The sequence below is a fragment of the Pseudomonas sp. JY-Q genome (assembly GCF_001655295.1).
Classification (GTDB): Bacteria; Pseudomonadota; Gammaproteobacteria; order Pseudomonadales; family Pseudomonadaceae; genus Aquipseudomonas; species Aquipseudomonas alloputida.
Map to the genome: position 1 here is coordinate 2,260,668 of NZ_CP011525.1, position 16,652 is coordinate 2,277,319.

The following is a 16,652-nucleotide window of genomic DNA, read 5'->3' on the forward strand; positions in this document are numbered from 1 at the left end:
ACTGGCACCTGTCTGATGCGGTCGTATGTGAAGGGAAGGGGATGCGGGGTGTATCGGGGTGTGAACTGGCAGGAGCCAATCTCTGCATCGACCGGTGTTCGTTCCTCCCGATCTCGCTGGATAGAAGCTGTGCTGCTTGGCGGCAGGATTCAGTTCACACTCCGATCCACCCTGCGATGGGGAGCAGGGCATCGGGCCGTCTTTCCGGCTTTCAGGGAATTAGCCCAAGTGCAGAGCAAGCATGCCGCGATCCATGATGTGCAGCTCGTCGCTGCCGTTCATGATCTCGCGCAGCTTCTCGACTCCACCGGCAATGCCGGTTACCGCTGCAACCACCTGCAGCTGGCCGCGCTTGTCCGCATTGCGCAGGGCCGAGCGGATTCGGTCGTCCTGCTTTCTGTCGTTCAGGTTCATCGTCTTGCCCTCCAGGGCGGTTGATTTCAGGTTGCTGCGAGCTGGTCCGCCCTATCCAGAAGGGCAGTGCAAACACGCTCATCGAATCGGTCGGTGGTGCGGTAATGGTCGACCGCTTGCCGGATAACTCCTGCCTTGGCGGTGGCCCAGGCCTTGTGCGCTTCGTGCGGGCAATCAAAGCTCCCAATGCTGGTGCGGCTACCGTCCAGCCAGTGAACCCTTGCCATGAACGGTTTCCCGCGCGTCGTGCGAGATACACCTACAGGCAGATCGCCGCGCTGGGACGGTCGCTCGATGGCCAGGTTGTTCAGGATGCTTGGTACGAACACCGATGTTTCGGGGCGGTAGATCTTCTCGCTAGGGCTCAAGATGTCCTTGTCGAGGTGATTGCCAAGCCAGGGCTGCAGCTCCATCCAAGCCTTGAATGCGCTGAACCGAAGCCATTGCTCGGCCACCTGGCATCCTTCGTAGTGGAGGTCATCACGCTCGCCGAAGCAGCGCCGGAGAATCCCTTTCCACCTGCTGTAGAAAGGGCAGTTGTGATAGCGGGGCAGGTCGTTGATGCCGACCCCAAGAACCAATCCTCTTGCCATGTTGGTCTCCTGTGCATCAAAGCGGCCTCGGTGAAGTAGCTTTGATGCAGGCCCTGTTGCCAAGGCCAGCCAGTGAAATCAGTGGAAAACGACGGCGCCGCCGTCAGCAGCTACCTCGAATGCCACCTTCCACTCTTGGTACTTTTCCCAGAAATAGCCGCCAACGGCCTCGGCTTTCTCGGCAAAGTCGGCGTAATCCTTGGCCAGCTTCGCGCTGACCACCGGGCCGATGGTGCCGTCACAGTCCGAGAACAGGATCTGCTCGTAGAACGGGCCTTCACCTGCCTTGTTCGCGCCTCCGAAGTAGGGGAAGCGCTTTTCGTATTCGTCGCTTGGGCTGGAATCCGGGGTGTAGCCGGCAAGCTTCGCCAGCTCATCGCGCCAAGCGCTGTAGCGACCGTAGCCAGTACTCAAGCCTGAGCCTTCTTCGCCAAGCTTGTAGGTCATGCCCTCCTTCAGGCCCTCGGCGCGGCCGGGGAAGTCCTTGTTGAAGTAGAAGTCGCGGTAGTTGTCGTAGTCGACCAGGTCGCCGTGTTCGTCACGCTCGGCGTCAGGTGCCTCGACCAGTTTGCTGAATGCAGAAACGTCCAAGCCCATTGCTTGTTCCTCCGGTTGTTTTCCCAATGCACCCGTCACCAGGTGCATCAGTGAAAAATTCCGTGTTTCTCCGCACCCGCTTACCAGGTCATTCACTCAGTTCGGTCAACACCTCGTCCGCCGTCGCAGTGGGCTGCGCGTGGGCAGGCTTTCGGGCCTGTCGGATCGCCGGTCGCCGGTAGAGGCAATGCGGTCTGTTGGTTGTTTCGCTGGTTGTTAAAGAACAGTGAGGCTTGAGGGCCTCCCGAGGGGCTGTGTAGCGCCTCGATGGAGTAAAAGTAGCACTGCTGTTATTTGGGAGTCAACAGCAGTGCTGATATTTTTCTTGCACCCACAAAAAAGCCCGCGCTAGGCGGGCTTCATGGATTCGGATGAATCACTCGTCAGGACTGGGCTTGGCGATGTAGTCCTTCGGGATGTACGGCACCTTGGTCACCTTGCCATCTTTGGTTTCAAACGAAACCGACTTGGCGCCACTGAAGGCCGTGGCATGGCTGTACACCCATATCTGGCCGTCTTCTCTTGAGGTGACCATGTAGGGGTTACCCATGATCTCGTAGAGCTGATCTTCGGTCATGCCGACCTTAACCTGGCTGGCCTGGCCAAAGGTGAATGGGGTGCCGGCGCATCCGGCCAAGACGACGACTACAGCGGCGAGAATGAATCGGTGAATGTGGCGAAGCATGGCGACCTCCCTGTGAATTGAGTCGCCATCCTACCATTCTGGCTATCCGCTATCACTCAGGGGGTAGATTCATCCGGCTTCTGCCTGGCAATCAGATCAGCCAGCAGCTCGGCAATGGCTTCACTGTTATCCACCAGCACCTCTAGGTGCTCACTGATCCGCTCATATACTTCGGTCGCCCCTCGCTGATCGAGCCAGATCCCGGCCTCTTCGATTGCGGCACCGAGTGCGTTGATGTTCTGGTTTAAGCGGAAGAGCAGGGCGGCTGTCGGATCGTTGGGAAGGTCGGTCATAGCGGCTCCTCATGAAGATGAGGAAAGACTAGCAGGCAAAGAAAAGCCCGCTGAGGCGGGCTGGTGCCGAGCACGTGAGGTGGAGATCCCTAAACTCGTCAGGATCAGTGTAGCTTGGTTTGGATGTCCGAGTTGCTGTCGGTGCTGAATCGGTCGACCTCAACCAGGGCTGCCTCAATTTGTTCCAGCGCTTCAGCAATTCTCTGAAGCGATCCCTCAGGGTATCCCTGAGATCTAGGGGTGGCCCCTCTCATGCCGGTGGCAAGAGCCAGCTGGGCGTCTGCTAGTCGAGAGAGCAGCGATAGGGTTAGCTTGTCGGTGACCATGGCATGCCCTCCAGAGGTCACGACAGGATAGCAGGCATGAAAAAGCCCGCCGAGGCGGGCTTATTACGGATCATAATCAGAATTTGGCGCCTGATTGCTTGATATAGGCTAGAAAGTCAATAACTGTGGTCGGGGGATTTTTAAGTGAGCATACCGCCGGGATTTTGTATTTTGAAAGGACTTTAGGTAGGCTCATCTGCACAGCTTCATTTGACACAAGAGGTAATCCATTGATCTCAGCGGTTGCGATGATTATTAAATCATTTTCGCCAACGCCCACCCCGTAACGATCGCCCTCTATACCTAGGAGCGATTTAAGGTTGGCGGCGCATTTTAGGATTGCGGTGCTGGGGTGTAGAATACTCAGGTTGGCATCCTTTAGCCACTTCCCACAGTCAGGAGACTTTGATGAGGTCTCTTCAAAGGCCACTAAGGGCATAGTAATGATGCCCGACGCTATCTGGATGCCTAGCCACTCCCAGAGCCTTGGGAAATGTTTTTCCGGGTAGTTGTCCCAAGCATAAATCATAGATGAAGCATCAAACGCCCACATAGAATCCCTTAAGGCTATCTATATCCCTGGTCTTAATACCGTCTAAGTAACTGCTAGCCTTCGCTAGGCTAATGTTCTTGGCGTTAAGCGAGTCAAGAACAACTCGTACGAACCTGTCGCCAAAAATGTGCTTAGGCTCACGATGTCTGTACAGTCTAGTGCCTCCCGCATCCTGCTCCGGAATCCGCAGTCCAGCCCTGTAGCGCCGATAGGCTTCATAGTCTTCAGCGCGCAAAAGACCTTCGTCGAGCATCCTTCTGACGATAACCTCGCCGCTGACACCCCACGCTTTTCTATGTGGCTCCAGCCAGTAATCAAACTCATCGGCTAGCTCTGGTTTGTCCCGCATGATTATTTTTTTCAGATACTCATCTGGAACTAAAACCAAGCCAGCAAACTGATTAGCCTCTCTTTCAAGCCCACTTGAGTGGTGCAGGTCGCTATCATCATCGATAGAGCTGATTTTGTGCAGGAGAACATGGCTCAGCTCATGAATGAGCGTGAACGTCTGCAATGTCTCGAAATATTGTTTTTTGACAAAAATAAGCGGGCAATTTTTGTCATACAACGAAAAGCCAAGAACGGGATTGTCTTTGGCTATTTGCCATTGTCCATGGTAGCCATTGCTGCGAAAAACCAAGATGCCTTTTGACTCAATTGCTGATCGATATTGGTCGAAGGTGTTTTGGTTTTTTAGCCCGAGCCACTCTCTAACCAAAAGCGAGGCTTGCTTTAAGTCACCAGGAAGCAGTGGCGGGTCATACGTTGGCACGTCCTCACTATCTACATCTTCCAGCAGATCTAGATAAATATCGCGCTGACGCTCAGCTCGCTCGATTAGCCGCCGAAGCTTGTTACCAATTTCAGGTTTCTGATTGGCAATGCTTCGGAAGGCCGGAGTGTGAACCTTGTCTGGATCAGCCTCGCCTTCCTCCATAAAGAACAGGACGCCACGCCCAAAATAATCAGCGATCCTTTTAAGCTGGGCGTAAGTAAGCCCCCTTTCCCCAGCTGACGCTTTCGAAAGGGTTGCCTCCGCCACTCCTGTTTCTGCGGCTAGTTCATGCAGCGTTATGCCGCTGTCAGCACAGCACCACGCGATACGTCCATGATTAAATTCGATACGGTCCATCTACCCACCAGCCCGTTCAGGTACCTTGCGTTTCAGTCTATCGGACAGCTTGTGGCCATCATAATTTTGCCGACGGTTGTCATTCGTCACGGTGCTGAGATGCCTCATGCCAATCTCTGGTCACTCTGACACTTCGAGCCTAGACCAATTATGCCTAGACGCAGCGCTCAATCCACCCCGCCTTCACCTCATCCCCATACCCCACCAACCGATCCTCACCAGGCTGCATCGCCCACAGCTCTGGATTCCTCGATATCGTCAGCAAGCCTGGGGCTGAAGGATCGAACGGGTATGCCGGTGAGACCCTGAAATGCTAGCGCTATTGCCGTATTAAGCGGCCGATCTCCCTTGAGAAAGCGGCGCGCTGTCACGGTGCTAACACCCATCGCTTCAGCCAGTTTGTGCTGCGTAATTCGCTCGGCTCGCGGAGCTGATCCGTTGAAATCTTTGAGCGCCTTGTATAGCGCAACGCATTCAGCCTCTTCCCATGGCCACAATTTATCGCTGTTCATTTCTTACCAAGGGGTTCCAGTCAAACATGCGCTGCTTGCAGTCTGTCTTCGTCCGCACGCGCTTCTAATCGGGCCTCTCCTGCACGCATTACTGTGCAGATTCTCATTATTGCCTGGGCGTCAGGCTCGTTCCCGGCTTGACTCAGTCGCCCGGCAATCCGCATAAGCTCTACTGCAGACCATTTAAGGTCGGAGGCCAGGCCTTGAAGGTCCCTGTGCAGCTCTTGACTCGGTTTCCTCTGGGTCATTCCTTTGTCCTTGCCACTCGGCCTGACTTCACTTCTTCCGCATACACCAACCTATCAGCCAGCTCATGCAGCTCCCCGACGCGCTTCATCGCCTCCAAGAACTGGGCCTCTTCGCCACCCTGGGCCTTGTGGAAGATCTCCAGTGCGGCGCTTTCCAAGGCGAAGGCAGCATCCTTCAGGTCTCGGCGCAACTGCTGGTTGGGCTTGGTTAGGGGCATGGTTATACCTTCTTCACATCGCCTGAAAACCGGTCGGAGATCTTCTCTGCACCGCCAAGCTTCTCGACGATCTCGGCCCAGGGCTCCCTTCGGCACTCTTGTTGGATGGCCTCGCAACGCTCATCGGGATCATCAATGCTTTCGACTAGCTGTCGGACCGCGAGCAGAAACCGGTGAAAGTCGCTTCCGTGTGTCGGCACAGGGCCTATCTCAGACGCCATTGTCGAGAAGGGCATCATGCGGTCAGAAAGCTCTGTTTGAGGGACCCATATTCCCTGCCATTCCTCACTGACGAAGATTGGAGGCGGCGCAGATCGATCCCAATAGGTCTCGCCATGGCGCTCAAGGACGCAGTACGGCGTCCGAAGCTGCATGGTCGCGACAAACATGAAGTTTGTGACGAAGTCGCCAGGCCATGACTGGTCGCCAGCTTTGTATTCCATGAGCTAGAGGTCCCCGCCTCGCCAAATAACCTTTCCGATGATCCGGTGCTCATTTCCATTGCTACGCAGGTGGTAACGGTCCGGATACTCTTCTTTGTCGTCGTTGTCGCTGCGCAGAACCCACTGGCCCAGCGGACCCTGGATCAGTCGCTTCACGATCGCGCCATCAGTGCCAGCCAAGACGAACACCTGGCCATCAGCTGGATCGATGCGGGACCGATCAACCAGCAGAACGTCGCCATCGTTGATGGTCGGCCACATGCTCTCTCCTTCGGCATAGATCACGATCAGCTGGTCTGGCTTGGCACCCTTAACCCTCAGCCATTCGCGCTTGAAAGCCAGGGTGGAGCGAATTTCGACATGCGGGTTTTCACTGCCAAGGCCTGCAGCTGCTTTGGCATCGTACTGAGGGACATAGGCGTACCGGCCGTCAAGCTCGTCCTCGTCCGCCCCATCAGGCAGCGGTGAGTTGGCTGCCTCAGCTGTGTGCGCAACTTGGGGAGAAGCACGCCTGATGCCGGCCGCCAAGGTCGGGCTGACCTGGGCAGGCTCGAAGTCTAAAGCCTCGGATAGCTTTACGAGAGCCTCGAGGTTTAGCGCAACCTTGCCGGTCATATACTGGCTCACGGTGCTTTGTGGTGACTTCCACTCGCAGCGCTCGCCCACCTCAGTTTGAGTGAGGGCCGGCTTTGACGGGTCTTCCCTGGATTCCTTCACACGCTTCTTGTAGATGTCGTGCAGCCGCTTCGCATCCGCAAGCTGTTCGTCAGACAAAGGGGTTCTAATCGGTTTCTTCATGCGCGTGATTTAGTAGCAGCGCTGCTTCTTACGCAAACAGCACTGCTACTCTTTGTCCTTGAATATTGTAAAACAGCAGTGCTAATATCTGATCAAACCCCTATGAGGCAGACCAGATGAAGACTGTATCCCTTGAGGATTACCTGGCCGAGCAAGGAACCCAGAGCGACCTCGCCAAGGCCCTGGGGATCCAGCAGAGCGCCGTATCTCAGATGTTCCGCGCCAAGCGGGACATCCGAATCACGATTTATGACGACGGCCACATTGAGGCGAACGAGATTCGCCCAATTCCAGCGCGCAAGTCCGCCGCCTAACCAATTTCAACCGCAAGGAGCCGTAGCCCCTATGTACGCCAACCCCAAGCACCTGCATGACCGCGAGATCAAGGTCCGGGTCGATGAGGACACATTCAACCTGATCCAGGCGATGGCTGTGTATCACCGCACTCAGCGTGCCGTGCTGTGCCGAGAAATGCTGGAAACGCAGCTGGCTGCCCTGGCTTCGGAGAATACCGGCGATCAAACCGCAGCCTGAAGGCCGCGAGGAGGCCCTATGCCGACCGAACAATTCGGTCTGGACCAGGGCTCGATGGAATTGCTTGAGCGAGAGGCGCGAAAGCGGGGAATCACCCCGGAAGCGCTAGCAGCCGAGCTGATTGATCGAGAGCTGGCCAGCCGAACGAAACCTCGAAACGCGAGGGGGGCGGTTCTTCCGTTCCAGCGCAAGGCCTGATCAGGCCCTGATAAGCCCGAATTGCGGGCACAAAAAAGCCGGGATTGCGGCCCGGCTCTCTGCAACATCACATAAGTGAGACCAATTATGCATATGCAGACCCAAAGTGTACAGGCCCTCATCCGGCCCGCGCCACAAAATGCGAACCACGATTTCGTGGCGCGCACAGTAAACCTGTTCAATTTCGAGGGCTTCGACGTCCGGGTCGTGCTCATTGATGGTGAGCCCTGGTTCTCTGCCCGTGATGTGGCCGAAGGTCTTGGCTATTCCAATCCACAGAAAGCAGTGCGCGACCACTGCAAAAGCCCGCGCCCGGTGGGGGTGAACGATTCGTTCACCCTTGGTCCTTCGGCAAACATCATCCCCGAGCGTGACGTCTACCGGCTGGTAATGCGCTCGAAGATGCCTCAAGCCGAACGCTTTGAGGAATGGGTGGTGAGCGAAGTGCTGCCCAGCATTCGCAAAACCGGCGGATACACCGCGCCGGCCCAGCCCGCCGACCTCAGCAAGCTGGAAATCCTCCAGATGGCCCTGGAGTCGGAGAAGGCCCGCGTGCTGCTCACAGTCCAGGTCGAGGCCCAGGCCAAGAAGATCGACCACTTGGAGAACCTCTTCAAGGAAGGCATGAGCCATGTCCAGTTCTGCAAGGGCCTGAATGGGGTCAACGTGATGCAGGTGGGTCATTTCCTTGAAGGCCGCAACTGGCTCTACAACGAGAGCAAATCCGGTACCCGCTACCGCGTTGCTGCCTACGCCCGCGACAAGTACATGACCGAGCATCAGCAGACGATCACCCCTCACGGCAAAGAGGCGTTCATCAGCTACACGCCGATCCTGCTGCGCAAGGGCGCCGTGCGCCTGTACGAACTGTACCTGGCCGGCGAGCTGCCCATGAAAAAGAACTGGGACGGCCTGCACACCCACGACAAGGCCGTGAGGGGTGCAGCATGAGCATCTACCAAATGACAGATGGCCAGCTATTGAAGCTGGCAGCCGATGCATTCGATGACGCCAACCTCTTCGAGAGCAGCATCGGCGCAGGTTGGACGTACTGGATCGGATTCTGTGAGCAGTTGCAATGCGATGTGACTCGCATCTGGGATCCGCTGCAAGACGATGGTGATGCCCTGCGCCTGGTCGTGAAACTGAGGCTTCAAGTCGTCATGAATGTCGACTGGGTCGAAGTCCTCCAGGACGGGATTGTTATGGCCAATGCCGCCAGCGTGTATTTCGCCGGCTGCATGTTCGCAACGGCGCGCGCTGCAATCGTCCGAGCTGCTGCAGAAAGTCAGCGCCGGCAAAACGAAGAGCGCGCCTGCGATCACTGCAGAGGCGAGGGCAGGGTTGGAGGTCCGGCGCCTGATGAAGGAGGCGGGAAAAACTGCGGCTCATGCGGCGGAACAGGCCTGTACTCCGAGGTGCAGCCATGACCAGACAGGAGCTGCGCGACGACATCATCGCCTACATGAGCAATCCAAAGCTGTCTTCCCGGGGCTGGTACTGCACCTGGTGGTTCCGTCACCACCTCCAGCACGGTGCCATCGGCACGCGGAAGATCCGCCAGGAGCTCGATCGCATGGAGAAGATGGGACTTGTCGTGTCCGACAAATCCCAGAGCAACAACACGCTCTGGCAGCTCGCTACAGCGCAGGTGACGCCATGAGCAAGCCCGTGAACGTGGAAAAGGCCACGCCGACCCTGTTTTACGCGAAGCAGGCCCCGTACAGCTCGGTCAGCAACGACGTGGTGGCTCTGATAGTAAACCCGGATGCTTTGGCCATCTGGACCTACCTGCAAACGCGCTCCAGCGACTGGAAGGTCATTGGCTCGCACCTGCAAGACAGGTTCTCGATCGGGCGTGAGCGCTACTCCAGGGCTATGGCCTGCCTGAAGGATTTGGGCTTGGTCAGCCATGAGGTTGTGCGAGAGGAAGGTACCGGCAAAGTGCTCGGCCGTCGCGTCATCGTCCATTACGAACCGAACCTACAGGTTTCCGAATATTCGGTTAACCGAAGTGTGGGTTTACCGAACTGTGGGCAAACCGACAGCTACTTAATAAAGGATTCTATTACTCAATCAATAGATACAAACCCATCGGTCGCTGACGCTCCCGAGCCGGTCGCATTCGACCGTTTCTGGGCGCTGTATCCGCGCAAGGTCGGCAAGGCCGGCGCAGAGAAGGTCTGGAAAAAGCTCAAGGTTACCGCTGACCTGTTCGACCTGATGGCCAAGTCCCTGGCTGCCTGGACCGTATCGACCGACTGGACCAAGGACGGCGGCCAGTTCATCCCGCACGCATCCACCTGGCTTAACGGCAAGCGCTGGGAAGACGAACTGCCCCAGCCGGCAGGTGCCGCCCCGTTCGCATCCCGCCGCCCGGCCAGCGGCCCCGACTTCAACGACACCAGCTGGGCTGATGACCTGGGGGCCTTATGAGTGCACAACCGAAACTGCGCAGCGTGACGCAGATCATGGCCACGGCCAGCAACCTGCCTGCCGAGGTGCACACCCCGGCCAAGCAGCTGGACCCGGGCACCACCGAAGTGGTCAACGCCCTGTTCAAGGAGCTGCAGGCCATCTTCCCGGCGTGGAAGCAGGCCTGGCCGGACGACGAGGCCCTGAAGGCTGCCAAGCGCAGCTGGATCAAGTCCTTCGTCGCCGCGGGCATCAACACGCTCGAGCAGATCCGCTTTGGCATCCAGAAGTGCCGGGTGCTGGGTACCGACTTTGCCCCGAGCAGCGGCAAGTTCATCAAGCTGTGCCAGCCGACCCCGGAAGAAATGGGCATTCCGCCGCTTGCGCGGGCCCTGGCAGAGGCGCTGGAGAACTTCCACCCCAGCAGGGCAGGTGCACGCCACTGGACGCATAAAGCGGTGCGCCACGCGGCCCTGCAGTGCGAGGCGCAGAACCTGGGGTCGATGGAGGTCGAGCGAGCCGAGAAGGTGTTCGCCCGGGCCTACGACATCACCATCCGCATGCTGGTGGCCGGCGATCCCCTGGGAGACATCGCCACCGGCATCGGCCACGACAGCCAGAAGGGCTTGGCCCAGCTCGCTGACGAGCACGCCGCCCAGCGCCAGGTGCGCCTGCTGGACCTGCAGCAGATCCCATCGAGCGCCGCCGCGTGCCGTGCACACCTGCTGGCCAAGTTGAACATCAAGCGCGCCGGGCAGCCGGCCGGGGAGGGGGTGTGATGAACAGAATCCACATGTGGCATCGCATGGCCTACATGGGCTTCATCCTCGTGAAGTGCGGCCGGAAGGTCCGGGCTACCCAGTTCACCGACCAGCCTGAAAAGGTCACCTGCAAAGCCTGCCTCAATCGCATGGGGGTGCAGTCATGAAGACTCACTACGACCCGCATCCTCATGGCGATGAAGCGGAAGAACAGGCTGTTTGCGGAACCTTGCTCGGCGATGAGCGCAACTTGTCTGGCGACTGGTCCCTCGTGGACTGCCAGCGCTGCCTCAAAGGCAAGGGGAAGATCGAGGCTGCCATCGCTGATGAGGAGTTCTTCATTGTCGAGCAGATGGGCCACATGGCAGCCCACATGCGGGAGAAGCACTGATGGACACCAACAAGATGCGCGACCTGAAAGCGATGGCTGAGGCTGCAGGCAGCGATGAGTGGTATGCCGCTGGCGATCTGCGCTATTGCGACGACAAGACCGGAGAAACCCATGGCCTACACCATGATGACAGCCGGTTCATCGCCGCCGCCAGTCCTGCCACTGTCCTGGCCCTGCTTGAGGAGATCGAGCGGCTGGAATCTGCGAAAGGCGATCCTATTGGCAGCTTCGACAAGCACATGGAGTACATGCAGGAAAACATCCGGCTCAAGGCCGATAACGAGGCGCTGCGCAAGCTGAAGCTCCCGCATTACCTGAAGCTATCTGACGAGATGCGCGCAGCCGGCGACCATGCCGAGCTGAGGGCGCGCGAGGACCAGTGCTACAGCGTTCCTGTTCTAAAGGCCGTGTTCTTCGAGGCCGCCATCCAACGCTGGCTTGATGATCAGGAGGAAGCGATCGACGCGGCCCTGGCCGGGGAGGCGAGCCATGACTGAAGCAATCGCGAAGCCGCGTCACTTCTGGTCCTCGGGCCCGAGCCGTGTCCGTGACGTGTGCCGGCTGGCCTACCTGTTCGCCACTGAGCTTGCCATGGCCGGGGCCATCGAGATCATCGTCCGTCCGGTGAAGTCCCGTCGCACCCTGGAGCAGAACGCGAAGCTCTGGGCCATGTTGGCAGACATCGCGCGCCAGGTTGAGTGGCCGGTGAACGGAGTGATGCAGAAGCTCGACAGCGAGGACTGGAAGGCCCTGATGACTGCTGCTGCCCGCCAGGAGGTGCGCATGGCCTCTGGCATCAACGGCGGCGTCGTGATGCTTGGCGTCAGCACCCGACGGATGACTGTGGCTGAACTGGGCGATGTGATCGAGTGCATGTACGCATTTGGCTCCGAGCGCGGTGTTTGCTGGAGCGAGCCGAAGGGGCAAATGCCTGAGCAATGGGAGGCGGCAGCATGAATGAGATTTGGCTGGAGAGTAAAACCCTGGCAGGGCGCTACATGGTGTCTTCGCTCGGCAGAGTTAAGCGAATGGCCCATGTGTCCTCGACTCGCTCCGGTGTTGCCAAAAGCTATCCAGAGCGCCTGATTCAGCGTGCCAAGTCCAATGACTATCCGAGGATCATCCTCAAGGTAGACGGCAAGGCAAAGGCTTACCTGATCCATCGTCTGGTTGCCGAGGTGTTTGTTCCAAACCCGGACGACTTGCCGTGCATCAATCACAAGGATGGAGACAAGAGCAATCCGCATCCAGGCAACCTCGAGTGGTGCACCCATCAGGAAAACATGGCGCACGCGGCGGCTACTGGGCTCAGCGACTGTGCGGTGCCGGTTCAGTCGGCAAGGCAGGGGATGGGCATGTGGTTCCCTTCACTGGAGTCTGCGATGCGCCACACGGGCGTGAGCAAACCTTGCATTTGCGCGGCGGCCAGGAAAAAGCAAAAGACGGCTGGCGGCATGGTCTGGGACTACGCGCCGCCGGGCGTGGTGTTCAGCGATCTGCTGAGCGAGGAGGCGGCATGAGACATCAATTCAAGGCTGGTGACCTGGCGCTGATCATTGCTTCGCCGCGCAAAAACAACCCAAACGTAGGTAGGTGCGTCGAGCTTCTGCGGCTTGTCATGCCTGGCGAAACAGGTCCAATGCCATGTGGTCGCGGGCTCCAGAACGTCAGCGATCGGTCTGCGTGGATGTGCTACGCCCCTGGCCTGCTGCTCGGCGGGCGGGATGCTGGGGGGATAGACCTGATACTCCCTGAGCGCCTGTCACCGCTGCGCGGCGACTTCGCCCCCGAGCAGCAGAAAGCCAAGGAGGCCGAGCCATGCGCGTAGTCAGCAAGAGGGTGCGCGAGAGCGCACGCGGCCAGGACTGCACCGTCCGTATCCCTGGCACCTGCAACTTCAACCCTGAAACCACCGTGCTGGCCCATCTGCCATGCGGGCAAAAGGGCATGGGCATGAAGGGCTTCGACACCGTGGCGGTTTACGCCTGCAGCGCCTGCCACGACGTTCTGGATGGTCGCGGGAAGGGAGAAGTGGACTGGTCCGATATGCCTCGGGCAATCGCTGAGACTCATGAGGCCCTCATTCGGGCTGGCATTCTGACCGTGAAGGGGGCCGCATGACGGAACTGACACTACCGTGGCCACCGGCCGCATGCAGCCCGAACGCCCGGGTGCACTGGACCAGAAAGAGCAAAGCGGCGAAGACCTATCGCTACGCCTGCTTTCTCCTGGCCAAGCAAGCGGGCATCCAGGCACCAGAGGGTGATGCGCTGCTCATGCTCGAGTTCGTGCCGCCCGATCGCCGCCGGCGCGACGACGACAACCTGCTGGCGATGTTCAAAGCGGGCCGTGACGGCCTGGCAGACGCGCTGGGAATCGACGACAACGTGTTCGCCACCCAGATCAGGGTGAGCAAGGAAACGATCAAGGGCGGCGCTGTGCGCGTCCGTATCCAGGCACAGGAGCAAGCAGCATGACACCAGCATGGGGATTCCTGATTTTGGCCACCATCATGGTGGTTGGCGGCGCATCGCTGTCCTGGGCCGGCGCCGTGCGCCGCAAGCGCAGCTACGAAGAATTCATCTTGAGAAAGGCCAAGCAGGCCGGGGGTAAGCAATGAGCTATCAGAACGTGATTTCCGCAGTCGTTCGAGCCCTGGCGGCCGAGACAATCAACAGCGCGGGCGGCTGTGACTTCGAGCCGAAGGTTCAAGCGGCCAAGCAGAAGGGCGCCATCGTGGGCAAGGAGGCGGCTTTCCTCTTCGATTGCATGGTGTTCAGCAGACTGCACAAAAACCTCACAGCGGAGCACTGGCGGCACCTGGTGGCGAAGTACTCGACACACGTCGACAGGAAGCATGCAGCGATCGAGGAAATCACTCGTTCTCATCGCTCGCCGGCGCCAGAGCGTTTCCGCCACTGCGCGATCCTGACTTGGGCCATGCCCAAGCTGCCAGGCGTGGACGGTAAGCGCAGTACCAGCGTCCTGCCAGCCGCCTGGTACGAGATGGACAACTGGAGCAACGAGCCACACCCGATCAAGACCCAAGAGCGCTGGAGGCGCGATATCCGCAAGGCTCTGGAGCGCGAGGTGGACGCCGCCCTGGTCGAGGCTCAGCACATTCTCGACCATGAAGGCCTTTTGGTGGCAAATGTGGCTTGACGGCGAATGAGCCATTGAGCCAATATATCTCCATCCTGTCGTTCCTGCGTGTGTGAGGATGACAAATTGAACCCGGCCACTGAGCCGGGTTTTTTATTGCCCTAAGAGGGCCTCAAGAGTCCCGGCCAAGCGCCGGGATTTTTGTTCCAGCAAGAAACGCAACTGCAGCCAGGGCAGGCCCTAACGGGACAGCCTGGACACTGCTAGCCGGTAGTGTGGTGTACGGAAAAACACCGGCAGCCCGCGCATCCATTTCTTCATCGTGCTGATGGATGGCGCGAGACTGGACCGGCGAGACTGGTGCATCAGGGTGCCAGCGCTGGAATGGTCTTCGGCGGACAGGTGGGGAAAGACCCACGCATGCAGATGTAGCTCAATCGGTTAGAGCGCCGCCCTTCCAAGTCGGAGGCTCAGGGTTCGAGTCCCTGTATCTGCTCCAATTTCGTTATGTGCTGCTCCGCACGCTTGCCCGGTCCCTGAATAGGTCCCGCCGGGCCTTTTACTCCAAGGACACCCCTTATGGCCGAACCAACAAGCGCCGCTGCCAGCGTAGTGCTGGGCAAGTACGGGTTGGTGATGGCTGCATTCATCGGCTCGATCCTCTCACTGGGATTCCTGAAGGACCTAACCCGGTTCCAGGCCGCCACTGCGGTCGCCACCGGATTCGGCTTCTCGGTCTACCTGACCCAGCCCGTTACCGCCTGGCTCGCTCCAAAGCTGGAGCTTGCGGTTACTGATGACCTGCTGTGCGGGGTAGCGTTCGTGCTTGGCCTCACCGCCATGAACATCATCCCCGCGATCAAGGCTGCCATGGGGTCGTTCGTCACGGCGCGAGGTGCCTGATATGAACAACATCCTGGTTTCAGCGCTGACGGCCCTGGACGTGTTCCTGTGTGTCATGGTCGTGCTCGCTGCATGCGACTACCTGCGCAAGGTCCGCCCGGTGGATCAGCCGCTGCTGAGTGTCGCCTTCTACCTGGTGGCCATCGGCGGATTCGGTGCGTTCATCACCGCCCTGCAAGGGCATTGGGTGAACCCTTTTGGTGTGGTGCTCCACGCTGGGGTGGTTGCCTATGCCTGGGCTCGTCGCGGCCACGTCTTCAGCTGATCCGCGCCACAAAACAGAGGTGCGCCGTTTCGTGGCGCGAGGACAGGCAAATGGCATCGGTCACCGTGCGCATCGCTTGCCGCCATAAGTGGTGGCTCAAGTACTACCTGGCCGGCGTCCTCGTCATGGCCCGGCTGACTGGCCGAGAGCCATGCCCTGAGCGCTTCAGCTACTGGGTGGGGCGCGGCATCAAGATCGAGGTTCACCCTGAATGACCACTATCGCCTACAAGGACGGCGTTATCGCCTACGACTCCCGCCAGACCCGCAGTGGCTCCATCGTTTCCGATGACTGCCAAAAGCTCACCGTTGTGGATGGCGTCAGCTTCTTCCTGTCCGGTGCCGTATGCGACGAGAAGGCCCTGATTGCAGCCTACTTCGGCACGCCATCGCCGGTACCTGTCGAGTGCTCGGGCTACGTGGTGGATGGCGGCAGGTTGCAGATGGTGGGCCATGACGACAAGACTGGCGTATGGCGGCAGGACCTTGACCCGGCAAACCCTGACGCGATCGGCAGCGGCTCGGCCTATGCCCTGGCAGCAATGGACATGGGCGCAAGTGCCGAAGAGGCTGTGCGCGCCGCGATGAAGCGGGATATCTACACCGGCGGCAAGGTTCGGACTATGAGGATTGACCAGCATGGAAAGGCCAGTTCCTCCGGCTGATCTCCTTGAGCTGACCGAGCTATCGATGCTCGGAATCAGGCTTCAGCCAGCGCCCGAGGTGGGTGAATGGGTGCAGGCATCGATCCTCATTGAGGGTGGCGAGCTGCATAACCCTGACCATGCACACCTGATCGATGCGCCGCTGCGCTTCCTCTGGGCCTCAGCCTGCTTCGAGAAGCAAGGTCGAACCGTGGTAGGTCAGGCCGAGGCTGTGATGTTTCGAGCTGGCGGATGGCAGAAGGCCAGGCAAGAGCAGCAGATGATCGACTGGTTCGGCGAGGTACCGGGCTTCGTCATCACCCTTGCTGCCGATTACTGCTCCCAGTGCTCCGACACTGAGTTCTGTGCCCTCATCGAGCATGAGCTTTACCACATAGCCCAGAAGCTCGATCAGTACGGCGCGCCCAAGTTCACCCAGGACGGGCTGCCCAGCCTGACACTGCGTGGTCATGATGTGGAGGAGTTCGTCGGCGTGGTACGCCGCTACGGCCCAAGCCACGACGTACAGCAGCTGATCGACGCTGCAAGCCGGCCACCCGAGGTGGCCAAGATCAATATTTCGAGGGCCTGTGGAACCTGCCTGCTTAAGTCGGCTTGATGTTTGACA

The 16,652-nt window shown here is 58.9% G+C and carries 35 protein-coding genes and 1 tRNA gene; 24 read left to right on the forward strand and 12 right to left on the reverse strand.

Translation table 11 applies throughout. The features are described from left to right. Nucleotides 1-219: 219 nt before the first annotated feature. The 12 genes from AA098_RS10185 to AA098_RS10245 form a co-directional block, all read right to left on the reverse strand. The gene (locus AA098_RS10185; protein ID WP_064614150.1) at nt 220-414 is read right to left on the reverse strand and encodes a hypothetical protein; all 195 of its coding nucleotides are present in this window, start codon (nt 412-414) and stop codon (nt 220-222) included. Between the two features lie 26 nt (nt 415-440). Then, nucleotides 441-1,007: a hypothetical protein gene (locus AA098_RS10190; protein WP_064614151.1), complete on the reverse strand. Its 567-nt coding sequence runs from the start codon at nt 1,005-1,007 to the stop codon at nt 441-443. A gap of 78 nt (nt 1,008-1,085) precedes the next feature. Next, complete coding sequence (locus AA098_RS10195) at nt 1,086-1,604, reverse strand: hypothetical protein (RefSeq protein WP_064614152.1); 519 nt, start codon at nt 1,602-1,604, stop codon at nt 1,086-1,088. 376 nt (nt 1,605-1,980) lie between these two features. Continuing rightward, complete coding sequence (gene bamE, locus AA098_RS10200; RefSeq protein WP_064614153.1) at nt 1,981-2,289, reverse strand: outer membrane protein assembly factor BamE; 309 nt, start codon at nt 2,287-2,289, stop codon at nt 1,981-1,983. A 56-nt stretch (nt 2,290-2,345) separates the two neighbouring features. After that, nucleotides 2,346-2,582 (reverse strand): hypothetical protein, encoded by a 237-nt coding sequence (locus tag AA098_RS10205; RefSeq protein WP_064614154.1) that lies wholly within the window; start codon nt 2,580-2,582, stop codon nt 2,346-2,348. Nucleotides 2,583-2,686: 104 nt separating this feature from the next. Then, nucleotides 2,687-2,908 (reverse strand): hypothetical protein, encoded by a 222-nt coding sequence (locus AA098_RS10210; protein ID WP_064614155.1) that lies wholly within the window; start codon nt 2,906-2,908, stop codon nt 2,687-2,689. Nucleotides 2,909-2,984: 76 nt separating this feature from the next. Next, nucleotides 2,985-3,461 carry a DUF4411 family protein gene (locus AA098_RS10215; protein ID WP_064614156.1) on the reverse strand — a complete coding sequence of 159 codons (477 nt, stop codon included), beginning with the start codon at nt 3,459-3,461 and terminating at the stop codon, nt 2,985-2,987. After that, nucleotides 3,448-4,593 (reverse strand): ImmA/IrrE family metallo-endopeptidase, encoded by a 1,146-nt coding sequence (locus AA098_RS10220; RefSeq protein ID WP_064614157.1) that lies wholly within the window; start codon nt 4,591-4,593, stop codon nt 3,448-3,450. The genes AA098_RS10215 and AA098_RS10220 overlap by 14 nt, the downstream gene beginning before the upstream one ends. Before the next feature lie 532 nt (nt 4,594-5,125). Beyond that, a complete protein-coding gene (locus AA098_RS29750) occupies nt 5,126-5,353 on the reverse strand; it encodes a hypothetical protein (protein ID WP_064614159.1) in 228 nt (75 codons plus the stop codon). Then, a complete protein-coding gene (locus AA098_RS10235; RefSeq protein ID WP_064614160.1) occupies nt 5,350-5,571 on the reverse strand; it encodes a hypothetical protein in 222 nt (73 codons plus the stop codon). The genes AA098_RS29750 and AA098_RS10235 overlap by 4 nt, the downstream gene beginning before the upstream one ends. A 2-nt stretch (nt 5,572-5,573) precedes the next feature. Continuing rightward, complete coding sequence (locus tag AA098_RS28305; protein WP_082916882.1) at nt 5,574-6,014, reverse strand: hypothetical protein; 441 nt, start codon at nt 6,012-6,014, stop codon at nt 5,574-5,576. Between the two features lie 3 nt (nt 6,015-6,017). Next, nucleotides 6,018-6,641 carry a S24 family peptidase gene (locus tag AA098_RS10245; protein ID WP_064615186.1) on the reverse strand — a complete coding sequence of 208 codons (624 nt, stop codon included), beginning with the start codon at nt 6,639-6,641 and terminating at the stop codon, nt 6,018-6,020. A gap of 287 nt (nt 6,642-6,928) precedes the next feature. Here AA098_RS10245 and AA098_RS10250 point away from each other — a divergent pair, with 287 nt between their 5' ends. The 24 genes from AA098_RS10250 to AA098_RS10350 all read left to right on the forward strand — a co-directional run bounded on the left by AA098_RS10250 (nt 6,929) and on the right by AA098_RS10350 (nt 16,643). Further along, nucleotides 6,929-7,126: a Cro/CI family transcriptional regulator gene (locus AA098_RS10250; RefSeq protein ID WP_045195692.1), complete on the forward strand. Its 198-nt coding sequence runs from the start codon at nt 6,929-6,931 to the stop codon at nt 7,124-7,126. Between the two features lie 31 nt (nt 7,127-7,157). Next, nucleotides 7,158-7,346, forward strand: a complete 189-nt coding sequence (locus AA098_RS10255) for a hypothetical protein (protein ID WP_064614161.1) — start codon at nt 7,158-7,160, stop codon at nt 7,344-7,346. A gap of 18 nt (nt 7,347-7,364) precedes the next feature. Then, the gene (locus AA098_RS10260) at nt 7,365-7,544 is read left to right on the forward strand and encodes a hypothetical protein (RefSeq protein WP_064614162.1); all 180 of its coding nucleotides are present in this window, start codon (nt 7,365-7,367) and stop codon (nt 7,542-7,544) included. Between the two features lie 93 nt (nt 7,545-7,637). Beyond that, nucleotides 7,638-8,495, forward strand: a complete 858-nt coding sequence (locus tag AA098_RS10265; protein WP_156747538.1) for a Bro-N domain-containing protein — start codon at nt 7,638-7,640, stop codon at nt 8,493-8,495. Further along, complete coding sequence (locus AA098_RS10270; RefSeq protein WP_064614164.1) at nt 8,492-8,974, forward strand: hypothetical protein; 483 nt, start codon at nt 8,492-8,494, stop codon at nt 8,972-8,974. The genes AA098_RS10265 and AA098_RS10270 overlap by 4 nt, the downstream gene beginning before the upstream one ends. Then, nucleotides 8,971-9,207 (forward strand): hypothetical protein, encoded by a 237-nt coding sequence (locus tag AA098_RS10275; RefSeq protein WP_064614165.1) that lies wholly within the window; start codon nt 8,971-8,973, stop codon nt 9,205-9,207. Before AA098_RS10270 ends, AA098_RS10275 begins: the two co-directional genes overlap by 4 nt. Beyond that, nucleotides 9,204-9,980, forward strand: a complete 777-nt coding sequence (locus tag AA098_RS10280; RefSeq protein ID WP_064614166.1) for a hypothetical protein — start codon at nt 9,204-9,206, stop codon at nt 9,978-9,980. The genes AA098_RS10275 and AA098_RS10280 overlap by 4 nt, the downstream gene beginning before the upstream one ends. Next, the gene (locus AA098_RS10285; protein ID WP_064614167.1) at nt 9,977-10,738 is read left to right on the forward strand and encodes a replication protein P; all 762 of its coding nucleotides are present in this window, start codon (nt 9,977-9,979) and stop codon (nt 10,736-10,738) included. Before AA098_RS10280 ends, AA098_RS10285 begins: the two co-directional genes overlap by 4 nt. After that, nucleotides 10,738-10,887, forward strand: coding sequence for a hypothetical protein (locus tag AA098_RS29160; protein WP_156747521.1), 150 nt, complete (start codon nt 10,738-10,740; stop codon nt 10,885-10,887). Before AA098_RS10285 ends, AA098_RS29160 begins: the two co-directional genes overlap by 1 nt. Beyond that, entirely contained in the window at nt 10,884-11,111 is a 228-nt protein-coding gene (locus AA098_RS10290) for a hypothetical protein (RefSeq protein WP_064614168.1), read from the forward strand. The genes AA098_RS29160 and AA098_RS10290 overlap by 4 nt, the downstream gene beginning before the upstream one ends. Then, nucleotides 11,111-11,608 (forward strand): ead/Ea22-like family protein, encoded by a 498-nt coding sequence (locus tag AA098_RS10295; protein WP_064614169.1) that lies wholly within the window; start codon nt 11,111-11,113, stop codon nt 11,606-11,608. The genes AA098_RS10290 and AA098_RS10295 overlap by 1 nt, the downstream gene beginning before the upstream one ends. Beyond that, the gene (locus AA098_RS10300; RefSeq protein WP_064614170.1) at nt 11,601-12,068 is read left to right on the forward strand and encodes a recombination protein NinB; all 468 of its coding nucleotides are present in this window, start codon (nt 11,601-11,603) and stop codon (nt 12,066-12,068) included. The genes AA098_RS10295 and AA098_RS10300 overlap by 8 nt, the downstream gene beginning before the upstream one ends. Next, on the forward strand, nt 12,065-12,631 hold the full coding sequence (locus AA098_RS10305; RefSeq protein ID WP_177342671.1) for an NUMOD4 motif-containing HNH endonuclease: 567 nt from the start codon (nt 12,065-12,067) through the stop codon (nt 12,629-12,631). The genes AA098_RS10300 and AA098_RS10305 overlap by 4 nt, the downstream gene beginning before the upstream one ends. 167 nt (nt 12,632-12,798) lie before the next feature. Next, complete coding sequence (locus AA098_RS29165; RefSeq protein ID WP_156747522.1) at nt 12,799-12,939, forward strand: hypothetical protein; 141 nt, start codon at nt 12,799-12,801, stop codon at nt 12,937-12,939. Continuing rightward, nucleotides 12,930-13,232, forward strand: a complete 303-nt coding sequence (locus AA098_RS10315) for a nuclease domain-containing protein (RefSeq protein ID WP_064614173.1) — start codon at nt 12,930-12,932, stop codon at nt 13,230-13,232. The genes AA098_RS29165 and AA098_RS10315 overlap by 10 nt, the downstream gene beginning before the upstream one ends. Beyond that, nucleotides 13,229-13,588 carry a hypothetical protein gene (locus tag AA098_RS10320; protein WP_064614174.1) on the forward strand — a complete coding sequence of 120 codons (360 nt, stop codon included), beginning with the start codon at nt 13,229-13,231 and terminating at the stop codon, nt 13,586-13,588. The genes AA098_RS10315 and AA098_RS10320 overlap by 4 nt, the downstream gene beginning before the upstream one ends. Then, nucleotides 13,585-13,731 carry a hypothetical protein gene (locus AA098_RS29475; RefSeq protein WP_177342672.1) on the forward strand — a complete coding sequence of 49 codons (147 nt, stop codon included), beginning with the start codon at nt 13,585-13,587 and terminating at the stop codon, nt 13,729-13,731. The genes AA098_RS10320 and AA098_RS29475 overlap by 4 nt, the downstream gene beginning before the upstream one ends. Beyond that, the gene (locus tag AA098_RS10325; protein ID WP_064614175.1) at nt 13,728-14,273 is read left to right on the forward strand and encodes a hypothetical protein; all 546 of its coding nucleotides are present in this window, start codon (nt 13,728-13,730) and stop codon (nt 14,271-14,273) included. Before AA098_RS29475 ends, AA098_RS10325 begins: the two co-directional genes overlap by 4 nt. 362 nt (nt 14,274-14,635) lie before the next feature. Continuing rightward, a tRNA-Gly gene (locus tag AA098_RS10330) sits at nt 14,636-14,712 on the forward strand. Nucleotides 14,713-14,792: 80 nt separating this feature from the next. Next, on the forward strand, nt 14,793-15,116 hold the full coding sequence (locus tag AA098_RS10335; protein WP_012273046.1) for a hypothetical protein: 324 nt from the start codon (nt 14,793-14,795) through the stop codon (nt 15,114-15,116). Nucleotide 15,117: 1 nt separating this feature from the next. Further along, nucleotides 15,118-15,381 carry a hypothetical protein gene (locus AA098_RS10340; protein ID WP_012273045.1) on the forward strand — a complete coding sequence of 88 codons (264 nt, stop codon included), beginning with the start codon at nt 15,118-15,120 and terminating at the stop codon, nt 15,379-15,381. 50 nt (nt 15,382-15,431) lie between these two features. After that, nucleotides 15,432-15,596 (forward strand): hypothetical protein, encoded by a 165-nt coding sequence (locus AA098_RS29480; RefSeq protein WP_012273044.1) that lies wholly within the window; start codon nt 15,432-15,434, stop codon nt 15,594-15,596. Beyond that, complete coding sequence (locus AA098_RS10345) at nt 15,593-16,045, forward strand: proteasome subunit beta (RefSeq protein ID WP_016487771.1); 453 nt, start codon at nt 15,593-15,595, stop codon at nt 16,043-16,045. Before AA098_RS29480 ends, AA098_RS10345 begins: the two co-directional genes overlap by 4 nt. Next, nucleotides 16,020-16,643: a putative metallopeptidase gene (locus AA098_RS10350; protein ID WP_042914374.1), complete on the forward strand. Its 624-nt coding sequence runs from the start codon at nt 16,020-16,022 to the stop codon at nt 16,641-16,643. The genes AA098_RS10345 and AA098_RS10350 overlap by 26 nt, the downstream gene beginning before the upstream one ends. The last annotated feature ends 9 nt before the right edge of the window (nt 16,644-16,652 follow it).

Bases quoted from the DNA above. Each gene is read 5' to 3' on its own strand.
- AA098_RS10220 (WP_064614157.1), bottom strand. From the start codon at position 4,593: ATGGACCGTATCGAATTTAATCATGGACGTATCGCGTGGTGCTGTGCT.
- AA098_RS10210 (WP_064614155.1), bottom strand. From the start codon at position 2,908: ATGGTCACCGACAAGCTAACCCTATCGCTGCTCTCTCGACTAGCAGAC.
- AA098_RS10345 (WP_016487771.1), top strand. From the start codon at position 15,593: ATGACCACTATCGCCTACAAGGACGGCGTTATCGCCTACGACTCCCGC.
- AA098_RS10255 (WP_064614161.1), top strand. From the start codon at position 7,158: ATGTACGCCAACCCCAAGCACCTGCATGACCGCGAGATCAAGGTCCGG.
- AA098_RS10250 (WP_045195692.1), top strand. From the start codon at position 6,929: ATGAAGACTGTATCCCTTGAGGATTACCTGGCCGAGCAAGGAACCCAG.
- AA098_RS10190 (WP_064614151.1), bottom strand. From the start codon at position 1,007: ATGGCAAGAGGATTGGTTCTTGGGGTCGGCATCAACGACCTGCCCCGC.
- AA098_RS10205 (WP_064614154.1), bottom strand. From the start codon at position 2,582: ATGACCGACCTTCCCAACGATCCGACAGCCGCCCTGCTCTTCCGCTTA.
- AA098_RS10305 (WP_177342671.1), top strand. From the start codon at position 12,065: ATGAATGAGATTTGGCTGGAGAGTAAAACCCTGGCAGGGCGCTACATG.
- AA098_RS10315 (WP_064614173.1), top strand. From the start codon at position 12,930: ATGCGCGTAGTCAGCAAGAGGGTGCGCGAGAGCGCACGCGGCCAGGAC.
- AA098_RS10195 (WP_064614152.1), bottom strand. From the start codon at position 1,604: ATGGGCTTGGACGTTTCTGCATTCAGCAAACTGGTCGAGGCACCTGAC.
- AA098_RS29750 (WP_064614159.1), bottom strand. From the start codon at position 5,353: ATGACCCAGAGGAAACCGAGTCAAGAGCTGCACAGGGACCTTCAAGGC.
- AA098_RS10350 (WP_042914374.1), top strand. From the start codon at position 16,020: ATGGAAAGGCCAGTTCCTCCGGCTGATCTCCTTGAGCTGACCGAGCTA.
- AA098_RS29480 (WP_012273044.1), top strand. From the start codon at position 15,432: ATGGCATCGGTCACCGTGCGCATCGCTTGCCGCCATAAGTGGTGGCTC.
- AA098_RS10320 (WP_064614174.1), top strand. From the start codon at position 13,229: ATGACGGAACTGACACTACCGTGGCCACCGGCCGCATGCAGCCCGAAC.
- AA098_RS29165 (WP_156747522.1), top strand. From the start codon at position 12,799: ATGTGCTACGCCCCTGGCCTGCTGCTCGGCGGGCGGGATGCTGGGGGG.
- AA098_RS10275 (WP_064614165.1), top strand. From the start codon at position 8,971: ATGACCAGACAGGAGCTGCGCGACGACATCATCGCCTACATGAGCAAT.
- bamE (WP_064614153.1), bottom strand. From the start codon at position 2,289: ATGCTTCGCCACATTCACCGATTCATTCTCGCCGCTGTAGTCGTCGTC.
- AA098_RS10300 (WP_064614170.1), top strand. From the start codon at position 11,601: ATGACTGAAGCAATCGCGAAGCCGCGTCACTTCTGGTCCTCGGGCCCG.
- AA098_RS10335 (WP_012273046.1), top strand. From the start codon at position 14,793: ATGGCCGAACCAACAAGCGCCGCTGCCAGCGTAGTGCTGGGCAAGTAC.
- AA098_RS10325 (WP_064614175.1), top strand. From the start codon at position 13,728: ATGAGCTATCAGAACGTGATTTCCGCAGTCGTTCGAGCCCTGGCGGCC.
- AA098_RS10285 (WP_064614167.1), top strand. From the start codon at position 9,977: ATGAGTGCACAACCGAAACTGCGCAGCGTGACGCAGATCATGGCCACG.
- AA098_RS10235 (WP_064614160.1), bottom strand. From the start codon at position 5,571: ATGCCCCTAACCAAGCCCAACCAGCAGTTGCGCCGAGACCTGAAGGAT.
- AA098_RS10340 (WP_012273045.1), top strand. From the start codon at position 15,118: ATGAACAACATCCTGGTTTCAGCGCTGACGGCCCTGGACGTGTTCCTG.
- AA098_RS10215 (WP_064614156.1), bottom strand. From the start codon at position 3,461: ATGTGGGCGTTTGATGCTTCATCTATGATTTATGCTTGGGACAACTAC.
- AA098_RS10290 (WP_064614168.1), top strand. From the start codon at position 10,884: ATGAAGACTCACTACGACCCGCATCCTCATGGCGATGAAGCGGAAGAA.
- AA098_RS29475 (WP_177342672.1), top strand. From the start codon at position 13,585: ATGACACCAGCATGGGGATTCCTGATTTTGGCCACCATCATGGTGGTT.
- AA098_RS10185 (WP_064614150.1), bottom strand. From the start codon at position 414: ATGAACCTGAACGACAGAAAGCAGGACGACCGAATCCGCTCGGCCCTG.
- AA098_RS29160 (WP_156747521.1), top strand. From the start codon at position 10,738: ATGAACAGAATCCACATGTGGCATCGCATGGCCTACATGGGCTTCATC.
- AA098_RS10265 (WP_156747538.1), top strand. From the start codon at position 7,638: ATGCAGACCCAAAGTGTACAGGCCCTCATCCGGCCCGCGCCACAAAAT.
- AA098_RS10295 (WP_064614169.1), top strand. From the start codon at position 11,111: ATGGACACCAACAAGATGCGCGACCTGAAAGCGATGGCTGAGGCTGCA.
- AA098_RS10270 (WP_064614164.1), top strand. From the start codon at position 8,492: ATGAGCATCTACCAAATGACAGATGGCCAGCTATTGAAGCTGGCAGCC.
- AA098_RS28305 (WP_082916882.1), bottom strand. From the start codon at position 6,014: ATGGAATACAAAGCTGGCGACCAGTCATGGCCTGGCGACTTCGTCACA.
- AA098_RS10280 (WP_064614166.1), top strand. From the start codon at position 9,204: ATGAGCAAGCCCGTGAACGTGGAAAAGGCCACGCCGACCCTGTTTTAC.
- AA098_RS10260 (WP_064614162.1), top strand. From the start codon at position 7,365: ATGCCGACCGAACAATTCGGTCTGGACCAGGGCTCGATGGAATTGCTT.